This is a genomic window from Halomonas cibimaris, assembly GCF_055379665.1.
Window position 1 is genome coordinate 807,045 of the sequence record NZ_AP043828.1, and the last position, 13,710, is coordinate 820,754.

The 13,710-nt window shown below is 60.2% G+C and carries 11 protein-coding genes; 4 read left to right on the forward strand and 7 right to left on the reverse strand.

Annotated elements, in window-relative coordinates:
* Positions 1 to 42: 42 nt before the first annotated feature.
* The 7 genes from ACZ415_RS03730 to ACZ415_RS03760 form a co-directional block, all read right to left on the reverse strand.
* Positions 43 to 1,173: a hypothetical protein gene (locus ACZ415_RS03730; RefSeq protein WP_344703230.1), complete on the reverse strand. Its 1,131-nt coding sequence runs from the start codon at positions 1,171 to 1,173 to the stop codon at positions 43 to 45.
* Between the two features lie 19 nt (positions 1,174 to 1,192).
* Positions 1,193 to 2,011 carry a hypothetical protein gene (locus ACZ415_RS03735; protein WP_344703228.1) on the reverse strand — a complete coding sequence of 273 codons (819 nt, stop codon included), beginning with the start codon at positions 2,009 to 2,011 and terminating at the stop codon, positions 1,193 to 1,195.
* Positions 2,012 to 2,111: 100 nt separating this feature from the next.
* Positions 2,112 to 3,764, reverse strand: coding sequence for an AAA family ATPase (locus tag ACZ415_RS03740; protein WP_344703226.1), 1,653 nt, complete (start codon positions 3,762 to 3,764; stop codon positions 2,112 to 2,114).
* Positions 3,765 to 3,919: 155 nt separating this feature from the next.
* A protein-coding gene (locus ACZ415_RS03745; RefSeq protein ID WP_464387722.1) for an IS630 family transposase occupies positions 3,920 to 4,932 on the reverse strand; the annotation gives its coding sequence in 2 pieces (ribosomal slippage) (positions 3,920 to 4,548 and positions 4,548 to 4,932; 1,014 coding nt in all).
* A 401-nt stretch (positions 4,933 to 5,333) separates the two neighbouring features.
* Positions 5,334 to 5,552, reverse strand: a complete 219-nt coding sequence (locus ACZ415_RS03750) for a hypothetical protein (RefSeq protein WP_344703519.1) — start codon at positions 5,550 to 5,552, stop codon at positions 5,334 to 5,336.
* Positions 5,553 to 5,614: 62 nt separating this feature from the next.
* Positions 5,615 to 6,154 carry a gamma carbonic anhydrase family protein gene (locus ACZ415_RS03755; RefSeq protein ID WP_344703517.1) on the reverse strand — a complete coding sequence of 180 codons (540 nt, stop codon included), beginning with the start codon at positions 6,152 to 6,154 and terminating at the stop codon, positions 5,615 to 5,617.
* 68 nt (positions 6,155 to 6,222) lie between these two features.
* Positions 6,223 to 7,563 carry a sodium-dependent transporter gene (locus ACZ415_RS03760; protein ID WP_344703515.1) on the reverse strand — a complete coding sequence of 447 codons (1,341 nt, stop codon included), beginning with the start codon at positions 7,561 to 7,563 and terminating at the stop codon, positions 6,223 to 6,225.
* A gap of 220 nt (positions 7,564 to 7,783) precedes the next feature.
* Between ACZ415_RS03760 and prlC the strand changes: the two genes are divergently transcribed.
* The 4 genes from prlC (at position 7,784) to ACZ415_RS03780 (ending at position 13,680) form a co-directional block, all read left to right on the forward strand.
* Entirely contained in the window at positions 7,784 to 9,832 is a 2,049-nt protein-coding gene (gene prlC / locus ACZ415_RS03765; RefSeq protein ID WP_344703513.1) for an oligopeptidase A, read from the forward strand.
* 59 nt (positions 9,833 to 9,891) lie between these two features.
* Positions 9,892 to 10,146: a YheV family putative zinc ribbon protein gene (locus tag ACZ415_RS03770; RefSeq protein ID WP_344703511.1), complete on the forward strand. Its 255-nt coding sequence runs from the start codon at positions 9,892 to 9,894 to the stop codon at positions 10,144 to 10,146.
* A 279-nt stretch (positions 10,147 to 10,425) separates the two neighbouring features.
* Positions 10,426 to 11,400: a TAXI family TRAP transporter solute-binding subunit gene (locus ACZ415_RS03775; RefSeq protein WP_425552734.1), complete on the forward strand. Its 975-nt coding sequence runs from the start codon at positions 10,426 to 10,428 to the stop codon at positions 11,398 to 11,400.
* Positions 11,401 to 11,496: 96 nt separating this feature from the next.
* The gene (locus ACZ415_RS03780) at positions 11,497 to 13,680 is read left to right on the forward strand and encodes a TRAP transporter permease (RefSeq protein ID WP_344703507.1); all 2,184 of its coding nucleotides are present in this window, start codon (positions 11,497 to 11,499) and stop codon (positions 13,678 to 13,680) included.
* Positions 13,681 to 13,710 lie beyond the last annotated feature (30 nt).

Consider the following 13,710-nt stretch of genomic DNA (forward strand, 5'->3'; position numbering starts at 1 on the left):
ACGCATAAAGCATACGGCTGAAAGCCAACAGCTATGCCGCGACTAACCCAAAATTCGATACGTGTCTGGCAAACCGCTTTGCTTCCTAGCCTCTTCGGCCTGTTGCTCCAGACGCTCCCGAAGCGCCTTTGCCCTAGCCTGCTCTTGCGCTTGAAATGCTTGGCGTATCTGCGCTTCTAAATTGCCCCAGCTATCGTGGAGCTCCGCTTCCATGGCCGGGCGATGCTTCGCCTCTGCACGCTGAAGCGCAATATATTCGGTACCGACTGTCGCCGCTATGCCCACAGTCGTCACCACGATGCCGACAATAGGCGTACCAACAAACGACGTACCGGCTCCCGCGGCTGAAGAACGAGTGACTTGAATGCCAACCCTAGCGGCAAATTTAATCAGCTGCTGACGCACACGCTGCATGGCCTTGCCGGCCACCAAGCGTTTGGCGGTAAAGCCCGTAGCGATACTTGCCGGTACTACGCTTGCGCTATGTGGCTGTAGCGCAGCTGATATGTCTGGCTGGCTTTGTTTGCGCTGAATTATCTGATCCAGGTTCACGGTGGTGGGCATGGCATCGTCTTCCGTGGATACACCTTCCAGCGCTCCGCTACTCTCGGGCGCATAGCGCTCTTGCAAACCCACCAAGGTATTCTGCTGCCACTGCTGCTCTGCGTTTGTCACGATGGCATGATGCTGCCGGCTCATCTCGGTTAAAGAGGCTTCAAGAGCAACTTTACGGACGAGGCGCTCTTCAAGCTGTTCATGCATCCACTCATCCAAGTCACCTGTCAATGCAATGCCCAGCCGGGTATAAGTAGCGGTTGCAGAAAAATACCAGTCCAAGTACCCATCGACCGCCGCATGATAGTCAGCTTCCAGCTTCTCCAGCTCCGCATCCTGCCACTCTTGCGTACTGCTCTGCAGGGTGCTCTCGAGTTCGCCCAACCGCTGACCTAAAACGCCTTGCAGATCGGCTTGCTCAGTAGCATCCAGCACCATAGGCTCGCCATGAATGATAAATCGTACCGCGTCGTTGTCGCTTTGGCGCATGCCGTTATGCCCCAAGCCAACTGCCAATAATATGGCCAGCAGCACCAGCCCCAACAATACTCCATAAAGCGGAGGCTGCCGCACAGCCACGTCAACCATAGCTGGAGAAGAAACCACAGACTGTTTCATATCGCGCCACCCTCTGAGTTCAGCGGCTAATATCGTGTTTGCCACGCCCGCTGAAATGATGGCGTAACGCCGCTATCCCCGCCAGCAATCGTGCATATGACCAGGCTAACGTCGCCTGCATCAGCAGCAATATTGCCCAGGCAAGCACCGCGACACCATGATCAAGCTCAAGACGAGCCAACGCATTTTGCATCAGCCAAAAACCAGTGAGTTCAAAAGCGCTGGCCAGCCGCTCTAAACTGCCCAGCAAGGTATGGCCGGCACCCGCCGGGATATGCATCTGCACCGCCGACTGCCAAGCGATATCCACCAAATAAGGTTGAGGCTGCCATAGCCGGCTCAGCATAAACCCCAGCGACAAAAAAGCTGCTATGCACAGCACGCTAAAGCGCCGCACCAGCGCTGGGCGATACGTTTCTATGATATGCGGCCAAAATCGTACATTCAGACGACGCTGACACACACCAAACAGCCCTGTAACCAACACCAGCAAAGCCATATCGACTTCATCCAGCCTACGCAGCCCCACCAGCAGTATCAGCGCCAGCAAAATACTCGCCAGTTGGGCTCGTACCGCCATAAAAACGCCGCCTCCAAGCCGGCGATGCCAAGGTGACTCCCGCTTTATATACTGCCCCAGCCAGGCATGACGCCGCAGCCTGGTCGACTCCAGCGCACCGATAAACATCACCTGAGCAGTCGCTGCCCACAGCGGCCAAAACAGTGTACCCGCCGGCCCCTCTGGCAATAGCTGCCAGCCAACCAGCACCCCAGCCGCTATCAGCATGCCGAGCAACGGCCGCCAGCGTTTATGTAAACAGGATGATAAACCGCGCATATATCGGTATTTCCCTGGCTGTGGTGACTGTCACCCCTGAGTTTGGAATATCCAGTGCAAAATGGTTTAGCCACCAGCTACGTTCTGATTTCGAACCACTTTAGCCTTTAGCCAGCACCAAAACCTTAACCCGCGCCCGCGAAGCGCCGACATATTCAAGCTTGGGGTTTGCCGCCCAGCTGCTGGCACCAATGTCTACCAGTATCACCACTGCGGCCTCCAGTCCTTTGACGGCGGCGACGTTGAACATACGCTCGGCATAGCGGGGCTTTTCGGCAGCAAGCGTCTGCAGCGGTTGGCTATTAGCTACCTTGAACGGAGTCAGCAGCAGCATATCCGCGGGCGTAAAACCGTCATTTTCCAGCTCAGTCAAGGCGCTTTCCAGCAGCGGCCACTGGTCTTCAGGCTTCTGCCAGCGCTGAACGCTTACGGCGTTTTCGCTGGTGGGCAGGTGCTCGCCAGGCTCCGCGGCCGCGGCGTGACGCTCTTTGAGCCAGCAAGCAATTTCATAGGCGTTGCGGTAGTTGCGATGCAGCGTGAACGGGTACGGCACCATGCCGTCAAACACGTCGGCCGGCAGTTGATAGTCGCGGGCGTAGAGGTTCTGCTCCGGGTCCGCGAGTAGCGTTACGCTGGCGTCTTCCTTGAGCATTTCATGGAGCGGCAGCCACCAGTCGGGCACATAGTCCTGGGCTTCATCCACCACCAGCGCATCCCAGCTTTCCGGTGACTGCTGCAACGCTTCGATGAGTAAATCCGGTGCGGTTTCGTTATAAAAGCGTCCCAGCTCACGCGGATCTTCAGGGACGAGCCAGTCAAGGCCAGCGGCGCCAGCTCGGTGTTGGCAGAGCTCATGAAAGGTCGCTACTTCGATGGTTTCCAACTGGCTGTCCGCCATGGAAGCACGGTGAGATTCGGCCAGCGCGATGTTAAAGCACAGCAGCAGTACATTTTGCCCCTCACGCGCCAGCTGCTCGGCTCGCATTCGTGCCAGCACGCTCTTACCGGTGCCGGCACCGCCGTAAATCGCCATGCGCGGAATATGCTCCAGCAGGCGCAGTACCCAGCGTTGCTCTTCACTCAACCGAAACAGCGCGTCTTCTACATCGCGAGCTTGCTCGGCCACACTCGACGTTAGCGCACAGGCCGGGCGCAACAAGTGATGCTGGATAATCGTCGCCTGCTGCTTGCTCAGCGGCAGCGCATTCAGCGCCGTTTTACCGGCCCAGGCGGTGTTTTCAAACCGTGCGATCAGCTGCTCGGCGGTCAGCTGAGCCAAATCTCCCTTGAGCAGCAAATGCTCGCGATTCAACGTGAGCTCAGGAAAGGTGCCCTGCCACTCACGGGTATCCGGCAATACCAGCACCGGCGCAATGGGCAATTTCGTGCCGGGCAGTACGTGGTTGATAGCTTGCACCAGGCTGCCAGTCTGTTTTTTCAACTGCTCCAGCGGCGTGGTCGTCAGTTTGTGCGTGGCGTGATTACCTTCGCTCCACCACTGGCCTTCGCCGTCCAGCCACACGCCGCCGCCCTTCACTTCCCACAGTTGGATGCCGTACTGCGGATGAAACAGCAAAAAATCCACCTCGCCCACCCAAGTGCCCTTGTCGTTGCGGGTTTGAGTTGCCAAGCCGTGCATCACCTCCAGTCCGGGGAATTCCAGCTCGCGTAGCGCACGGTAAATCCGTGCCTCCGCTCGGGAAGGCAAGGCATCAAGCTCGGCATCGCTTAGACGAGGGTAAATCGCGGCCATGGTGTCTCCGTTTTTTCAGGCGTGAGCAGCACAAGGCCCTACGATACCCAAGCGGGTGCGGGTACAGGAAGCCATACACCTCCCCCTGCCGGAAGCTAAAACGGGTTACGCGACATATATTGTCGGATTAGAGATGTATATAATGACGTAAGTGCTTATTCAAAATTAATCGCGTATTCAGTGCCATAACCACCAAGTAGGCGGTGTACCTCATCACAGAGGCGATCAAAAGAGAGATAGGCTCCCAGCGGCAACCATGCATACTTCATTTGCCGCCACAGTATCTCAATCAAGTTCAGCTCTGGTGAGTAAGCCGATAGGTAAACCAGGTGCACGCGATGCGACATCCACTCAAGTATCTTCCGCCTGAAGGCCTTGGAGCGATGCATGCTGGCGTTATCAAGCACCACGACAGCAAAGGTATCGGGATCTTTCTGCGCCACAAACTGATCGAACGCCTCGATAACAATTTGCGTGGTGACCGACTCAGTCGTCGTGTGATAAACCAATTTCCCCGCTCGGCTGAGGAATCCCAGCACGTTCAGCCTTCGGCTATGTGAGTAGGCCGTTATCTCACATGGTTCGCCGACAGGGCTCCAGGCGTAAGGGACTGACGACGACTGTGAAAAGCCTGATTCATCAAAATAGTAGAGCTCATGGTCACCGAGATCTTCCCATTGCTGAAGTACCTTGATGAGGCCTTGGGTGTTGCGGAAATCCGTTTCGTTGCGCCGTTCCTTCAGCGAATGCCGGATCCGTTTGAAGCTGAAACCGTTTTTTTTAGCGCTCTACGAAGCGTGATCAGGCTAACAATTTTCCCCGTTTCTTCCTGAAAGCGGGCATGCAAGGAGCGAAGCTGATGGGGTTGCTCAGCGACCAGCTCCTGTAGCCGCTGATGGTCCGCATCATCTAGGGCCGGTGTGCGTCCACTCCGTGGCTTGTCGATCAACCCGTCGAGGCCCGACACTTCCCACTTCTTGAGCCATATGGATACGGCATCACGGCGAACCTGCAGTATCTCACTGATTTGGTTGATTGTATGACCCTGATCACTCAGCAAAATAGCATGGGCACGACGGCGCAGAGCGCACTTCTCACCATGGTGATAAGCAGAAAGCAGCGTGTGCAGTTCAGATTCAGATAGTGATTCGACGAAGCGCCTTGCCATTATTCTGTCCGCTTTTTGTCAGAAATTTGGGCACCCATTATGCACGAATATTTTGGATCAGGCACTTACCATGGACCACTACACCACGGGACTAACCACCAATGTCGGCACAAAAGATGTGCCTGCCAGAATGCTGCCGGGTTGGGCTGCATGTCCATGACTAACTGCGATAGCACTGATAATCCGAAGGTCATCGGTTCAAAACCGGTCTTATCTATAATACCTATCGCATCCAGAGCCGAGCCAACATTCTATCCATCACAACTTGAACCCCAATTTTGTAGCAAAAAGCTGCGGGGGCATATCAGGGGGCATAAACAAAAATATCCCCGCAAAAAATATTTAAAAACAAATATTTAAAGGCACAATTAGTTGGACGCCGCCTCCACCAACATCAGGTTTCAGGAAGCACCACAACGTTCCAAAACCGCATGAACAGGGGCCTTCGGGCCCCTTTCTTGTGTCTGGACGTTGCCTATGTGCGCGTGCGCCAGCACGCGGCGCAGGCTGTACGGATTTTGAGTGCGCAGCATCAGCTTGATCACAGTGGCGTAGCAGTCGTTGTTGCGTTGAATGCCGGGAATTGACTGCTCCCCTCCCTTCGGGCTTTCGCGCATCATGAAGAGAATTCCCACTTCATCGAGAACCGAACGCAGGGACGTGCTTAAGGCCCGTGCCGCGCTCAGCGCTCTGCCAGGAACTGATCCTTGAGATGAACGTAGTTTCCCGCGGTGTAGGCAAAAAAGGCCCGCTCGCTATCCTTGAGCGGGCGCATTGGCCGGGCCGGGTTGCCGGCGTATACGTAGCCGCTTTCCAGCGTTTTTCCCGGCGTTACCACCGCGCCGGCGGCAATGATCACCTCGTCTTCCACCGTCGCCCCGTCCATCACGATAGCCCCCATGCCTACCAGAATACGGCTGCCCAGGGTGGCCCCGTGCAGAATTGCGCGGTGGCCCACGGTCACGTCGTCGCCCACGGTCAGGGGGAAGCCTTCGGGGTTGAAGTCGCTTTTATGGGTGATGTGCAGCACGCTGCCGTCCTGCACGCTGACTCGCGCGCCAATGCGGATACGATGCATATCGCCGCGAATCACCGACGTCGGCCATACCGAGCAGTCATCTCCCAGCACAACATCGCCGATGACGACACTGGCCGGGTCTACGTAAACCCGCGCGCCCAAACGCGGTGTCAAGCCTTGAAACGAACGAACGGCAGCGGTCATGTCTTCTCCTCGACTAACGGCATTGGTTCCAAAAATAACGGCATCAGCCTCCGCATGCGTCACAGCGTTCAAAGAAAAGCGCTGAGCAGCACCACAAACGTTAGCGGAATCGCCACCCAGCGTACCACGCCCTGCCACAGCGCAAAGCCGCGTTCGCCGGTGCCCAGCGCCCGATGCGCTGCCGCCCGGGGCATGATCCAGGCGGCAAAAATCGCCGTCAGCACGCCGCCCAGCGGCAGGAAAATATCCGGTGGAACGCTGCTGACCAGCTCAAACACGTTGCGCCCCAGCAGCGGGCGAAAGTCCGCCAGCGTAGAGAACGAAAGCGCCGACAAAAGCCCCAAAAGCCAAACCCCCAGCCCGACCAGCAAAGTGGCCCGCCGGCGGCCGAACCCCGCCCCCTGGAGCGTCGCCACCATGGGCTCGGCCAGGTTGATCGCCGACGTCCAGGTCGCCAGCAGCAGCAGCAGGAAAAATACCGCCAGCCAGTAGGCCCCGCCGGGCAGTTCGGCAAAGGCGATGGGCAGGGTGACAAACATCAGCCCCGGGCCGTCGGCCGGGTTCAGCCCTTGGGCAAACACCACCGAAAAAATCGCGATCCCTGCCAAAAGCGCCACGCTGATATCCAGTACCGCTACCGTTACTGCCGCCTTGGGCAGGCTTTGTTCATCGGGCATATAGGCGCCGTAAGCCATCAGCGCGCAGGCGCCCACCGCCAGCGTAAAGAACGCGTGCCCCATGGCATGGACGACAACGTCCAGCGTAATGGCGGCAAACGACGGCTTGAACAGCCAAACCAGCGCAGTGCTAAAGCCCTCCGTGGTCGCCGCGTAAACGGCCAGCAAGATCAGCAGCAGGTATAAAAGCGGCATCAGCAGGTTGTTCAGCCGCTCCAGCCCCTTGGCCACGCCTGCCGCGACCACTCCCATGACCAGCAGCAAAAACAGCGTATGGTTGAGCACCAAAAGCCCGGGGCTTGCCAGAAACGCCTCAAACCCCGCGCCCACTTCCGCCGCCGTCGCGCCGCTGAACCGGCCGCTGAGGGAAGCCAGCAAAAACTCGATGGACCAGCCCGACACCACCGAATAAAACGACAGAATGCAAAACACCGTCAGCGCGCCGAACAGCCCCAGCCAGCGCCAGTGGCACGACGCGCCGGCCTGGGCGGCCAGCGAACCCAGCGAGCCCATGGGGCCGCGCCGCCCGGCGCGGCCGATAAGAATCTCCGCCATCATCACCGGGATGCCCAGCAGCAGCACAAAGGCCACATAAACCAGCAAAAACGCCGCGCCGCCGTTTTCCCCGGCGATATACGGAAAGCGCCAGATATTACCCAGCCCTACAGCGGCCCCGGTCACCGCCAGAATAAAGGCACGCTTTGACCCCCAGCGCTCAAGCGTCTCGCTCATTGCTGTGTTCTCGCTTCATCAATGACTCGTGAATCGTAGCGCCCGGCGGCGCAGCCGCAATGCCACCGGCCGCAAGGCAGGTCCGCAAGCCTAGCAGGCGCCCTGCCCGGGGCCAAACGCAGGCATTGAAACACGCCCGGCTCGCCCACATTTTGTCAGGTAACGCTTATTTTCGCGGCGGCGGATCGCACCCTTGTCGCCGCGCCCAACCGAGGTCGCTATGTCCGCCAATCCCCTGCTTGCCACGCACGCATTACCGCCGTTCGGCGATATCCGTGCCGAACACGTCGAACCCGCCATCCGCCAGCTGATCGACGAAACCCGCGACGCCGTTGAAGAGCTGGCCCGCCAGGCGCAGGAAACGCCCCCCACCTGGGACAACTTTGCCGCGCCGCTGGAAGCGGTCAACGACCGGCTCGCCAAGGCCTGGGCGCCGGTCTCGCACCTCAACGCCACCATGAACACGCCCGAACTGCGCGAAGCGTATCAGGCCTGTATCGCCAAACTTTCCGAGTTCAGCACCTGGGTCGGCCAGCACGCCGGGCTGTTCCACGCCTGGCAGGCGCTGCGCGACGGCCCCGAGTGGGAAGCGCTGGATGCCGCCCAGCGCCGTACCGTGGAGAACACCCTGCGCGATTTCCGGCTGGCCGGCGTAGCGCTGCCCGAGGCGCAAAAAGCCCGCTACGGCGAGATTCAGGCGCGGCTTTCCGAGCTGTCCAACCGGTATTCCAACAACGTACTGGACGCCACCCAGGCCTGGCACAAGGATATTGACGACGCCGAAACGCTTGCCGGCGTGCCCCAGAGCGCGCTGGATACGCTCAAGGCCACCGCCGAGGCCAAGGGCGTGGACGGCTACCGCATTACCCTGGACTTCCCCTGCTTTTTCCCGGTGATCAGCTACGCCGACAGCCGGGAGCTGCGCGAGGAGGTCTACACCGCTTTTACGACTCGCGCCTCAGATCAGGGCCCTCAGGCCGGCAAGTTCGACAACGCCCCGATCATGGAAGAAATCCTTGCCCTGCGCCACGAAATGGCCGAGCTGCTGGGCTTTGACACCTACGCAGACCTGTCGCTTGCCACCAAGATGGCCGACTCGCCGGCGCAGGTACAGACTTTTCTGGACGATCTGGCCAGCCGCGCCGTTCCCCAGGCGCAGCGGGAGTTTTCAGCGCTGGAAAGCTTCGCCCGCAGCGAGCTGGAACTCGACCGTCTGCAGCCCTGGGATATCGCCTACGCCAGCGAAAAACTGCGCGAAAAGCGCCACGCCATTTCTGACGAGCAGCTGCGCCCCTACTTCCCCGCGCCGCAGGTCATCGACGGCCTGTTCAAGGTGGTCGAACGCCTTTACGGGCTGCGCTTTGTAGAAAATACCGACGTGCCGCGCTACCACGACGACGTGCGCTATTTCCAGATCGTTGAAAACGACACGCCGATTGCCGGTTTCTACCTCGACCTCTACGCCCGGGAAGGCAAGCGCGGCGGCGCGTGGATGGCCGACTGCCGAGTACGCCGCCAGACCGCCGACGGCCTGCAGCTGCCGGTGGCGTTTTTGACCTGCAACTTCACCCCGCCGGTGGACGAGCGCCCGGCGCTTTTGACCCACGACGAGGTCATCACGCTGTTCCACGAGTTCGGCCACGGCCTGCACCATATGCTCACCAAGCAAAGCATCGCCGATATTTCCGGCATCAACGGGGTCGCCTGGGACGCCGTTGAGCTGCCCAGCCAGTTCATGGAAAACTTCTGCTGGGAGCGTGAAGGGCTCGACCTGATCGCCGCCCACGTGGACACCGGCGAGCCGCTACCCGAGGCGCTGTTTGAGCGTCTGCAGGGTGCCAAGAACTTCCAGTCGGCCATGGGCATGGTGCGCCAGCTGGAGTTTTCACTGTTTGACCTGCGCCTGCACGTGGAGTACCAGGCCCCCAGCGCCGCCGACATTCAGGCGCTGCTGGACGACGTGCGCATGCGCGTTGCCGTGACGCCCCAAGCCTCGTTCAACCGCTTTCAGAACGGCTTTGCGCATATCTTTGCCGGCGGCTACGCGGCGGGCTACTACAGCTACAAATGGGCCGAGGTGCTCTCCGCCGATGCCTGGAGCGCCTTTGAACAGGCCGGCACCTTTGACGCCGAGACGGGCAATCGCTTTCGCTCGGAAATCCTCGAACAGGGCGGTGCGCGCGACGCCGCCGAGCTGTTCGAGGCGTTTCGCGGACGTAAGCCAAGCGTCAAGCCGCTTTTGCGCCACAGCGGCATTGAAGCGGCCTGATACGATTTCCATCCCGGCGTGGCAAGGCGCCGCGCCGGGACGCCACGCAGGAGACACGCATGTCATCGGTCAAACGCTTTATCGCCGGGGTCGTCTGCCCGCGCTGTGCCGCTATGGATCGCATCCGCGCCTGGGAGCAAAACGGCGTTCGCTATCGCGAGTGCGTCCACTGCGACTTTTTCGAGCAGCTGCCCATTGACGAGACATCCGCCGAGGAACTCACGACCCGGGTCAACGCAGTGCGCGACGAACAAAAACATCAGGACGAAGTGGTGCCGGTTCGCATTCTCGATCCGGGCAAGCCGCCCTCTTAGCCGACACGCCTGCCTTATAACGACCGGCGCCTGTGTGGTTTTCCGCACAGGCGCCGGCTGTCGCTGTGCGCTTTTCCCCACACCCCTCCAAGGCACGCAGGCGTCGCCTTTGTCACGCCTTGCCGTCAAAAACGGATAAGAAGCTGATTTATTTGATGTCATCCAAAAACGGCACAGGGCTTGCAATAAATTGGAAGCGTGCCGGTTGATCGACGCCGCGGCGTCGGGCACGCCGACCCAACACAACAACCAGCGATGCATCAGCACATGGGGATGACAATGCGCACAACCACCACCACCGCCCTGCTTCTTGCCGGAAGCGCTTTTTTTGCCGCCGGCGCTCAGGCTGACAAGGCCGACTGGCCGGACAGCTTCACCGTGGGTACCGCAAGCCAGGGCGGCACCTATTACGTGTACGGCTCAGGCTGGGCCAACTTTATTGCCGATGAGCTGGGTATTTCCGGCGGCGGCGAGGTCACCGGCGGCCCGACGCAAAACCTGGCACTGGTCCACAACGGCGACGCTGCCTTTGGCCTGACCACCATGGGCCCGGCGGCCGACGCGATTAACGGCGAAAGCCCGCTGGCCCCCGGGGTTAAAATGGACAACGTCTGCGCCATGTTCCCCATGTACGAAACGCCGTTTTCCATCACCGCACTGGAAGGCTCGGGCATCGAGTCCATTTCCGACATTCCCGACGGCGCGCGCATCGGCTTTGGTCCGGCCGCCTCCACCTCGGACACCTACTTTCCCGAGATTCTCAAAACGCTGGGCGTGGAGTTTGACCGGCGCAACGGCGGCTGGACCGACCTTGGCGGCCAGCTGCAGGACGGCCTGCTTGACGTGATTGCCTTTGCCGCGGGCATTCCGATTCCTGCAGTCAGCCAGCTTGAAGTGCAAACCGACGTCAACATCATTGAGTTCACCGAAGACGAGATCGATACCGTGCTGGCCAACTTCCCAGTAGCGGAATTCATGATTCCCGCCAGCACCTACTCGACCCTTGAGCAGGACTCGCGGGTGGTCTCCATGTGGAATTTCGCCATCACCGGCTGCGATATGCCAGACGACTTCATCTACGAAGTCACCAAGCGGACCATGGAAAACAACGACAAGATGCGCTCGATCCATCGCAGCGCCGAAACCACCGTGCCGGAGAATATCAAGCACAACACCGTGCTGCCTTTCCATCCGGGTGCGGCCCGCTGGTACGAGGAAAACGGCTACGACATCGATCCCGAACTGACCCGCTGATCCGCACTCGGCGACCGCTGCCCCGTGCCGGCAATGCCGGACGGGGCAGCGTACCGCTTTCACCCCTTCCGTTCGTACTACAATTGAGGGTGACGCATGAGTCACAACGCCAATCACCAAAGTGACGATAGCACCGCTGTAACATCGCCCGAGACCATCGCCGACGGCGTCGATGAGGACATGGTAGAGGCGAATCGCCGCCTTTTTACCGGCTGGCCGCTGTGGGTCGTCACCGCCCTGGCCATTGCCTACTCGCTGTTCCATCTGATTTCGCTGAATATCTATCCGCTGGAAACCTGGACCTATCGCATCATCCACATCGCCGGGGCGCTGGTGCTGGGCTACGGCCTTTACGCCGGCACCGCCTTTGCCGAAAGCGAGCGCGAGACCTCTCCGGGCTGGCTGAAAGGGGCAAGCCTGGCGCTGCTGCTGCCCGCCGCCTATGCCCTGGTACAGGTTTTTTTCATGTACCAAACGCTTGGCGGCGGCGCAATGCGCATCGACCCCGGCGTGGAAACCTTTCACTTCGGCCTGCCGCTGATGGCGGCCAGCGCCGGGGGCATCGTGCTGAGCTGGTTTTACCGGCAGACGCGCGGCCGCCTGAGCCCGCCCGATCTGGCGCTGGCGGTGTGCGCGCTGGCAAGCGCGGGCTATCTGATTTTGGTCTACGGCACCAACATCCGCATGACCACCGGCACCTCCTTTGCCCCGCCGGGGATTACCTGGGCGGCCATTGCCGGCTCGCTTTTGATCCTTGAGCTCACGCGCCGGGTCGCCGGGCTGGCGCTTGTGGTTATCGCCGCCGTTTTTCTGGGCTATGTGTTCATCGGCCCTTATCTACCGGGCTTTTTGAGCTACCCGGGGCTGTCGCTGCAGCGCTTTTTCAGCCAGGTCTACACCGACATCGGCATTCTTGGGCCGACCACGGCGGTATCGTCGACCTACATTATTCTGTTTATTATCTTCGCCGCCTTTCTGCAGGCCTCCAAGGTAGGCGACTACTTCGTCAACTTTGCCTTTGCCGCGGCCGGCCGTGCCCGGGGCGGTCCGGCCAAGGTTTCCATCTTTGCCTCGGGGCTGATGGGCATGATCAACGGCACCTCCGCGGGCAACGTGGTCTCCACCGGCTCGCTGACCATTCCGCTGATGAAAAAGGTCGGCTACCCGGCTCGCAGCGCCGGCGCCATCGAGGCCGCCGCCTCCACCGGCGGGCAGATCATGCCGCCGATCATGGGCGCCGGTGCGTTCATCATGGCGGAAATTACCGGCATTCCCTACACCGAAATTGCCATCGCCGCGATCATTCCGGCGGCGCTGTACTTTCTCTCGGTCTACTGCATGGTGGATTTCGAGGCAGCGCGCAAGGGCATGCGCGGCATGCGCAAGGAAGAAATTCCGCAGTTTCGCCGCCTGATCAAGCAGGTTTATCTGTTCGCGCCGATCGTCATCCTGATTGTGGCGCTGTTCATGGGCTATTCGGTAATCCGCGCCGGGACGCTCGCCACCGCATCCGCCGCCGTGGTGAGCTGGATTTCGCCCAACAAGATGGGCATTACCGCCATTCTTCGGGCGCTGCAGCTGGCCGGCACCATGGCCATTCAGATCATCGCCGTGTGCGCCTGCGCGGGGATTATCGTCGGCGTCATCTCGCTGACCGGGGTGGGCGCGCGCTTCTCGTCGCTGCTGCTGGGTCTTGCCGGCTTCAGCCAGCTGCTGGCGCTTTTGTTTGCCATGTGCATTTCCATTCTGCTGGGCATGGGCATGCCCACCACCGCCGCCTACGCCGTGGCCGCCTCGGTGGTAGCGCCGGGCCTGGTGGATCTGGGCATTGATCCGCTGATCGCACACTTCTTCGTTTTCTACTTTGCCGTGGTCTCGGCGATCACGCCACCGGTAGCGCTGGCCTCCTACGCTGCGGCGGGCATCTCTGGCGACAACGCCATGGGCACATCAATGGCCTCGTTCAAGATCGGCCTGGCCGCCTTTATCGTGCCGTTCATGTTCTTCTACAGCCCGGCGATGCTGATGGAAGGCTCGCTGCTGCAGGTACTGCGCGTGGGCGTTACCGCAACGCTTGGCATCGTTTTGCTCTCGGGCATGGTACAGGCGTGGTTTTTCGGCCCGGTCAAGGTCTGGCAGCGCCTGGCCATGCTGGTTGGCGCGGTGTGCATGATCTACGGCGGTCTGTATACCGACGTGATCGGGCTGGCGCTGGGGGCGGGCCTGTTCATCATGCAGCGCCGGCACCGCGATGACGGTAACGCGGTGACCGCCGGCTAGGGCGTGGCGGCACTTCTCGCTGACCGACAG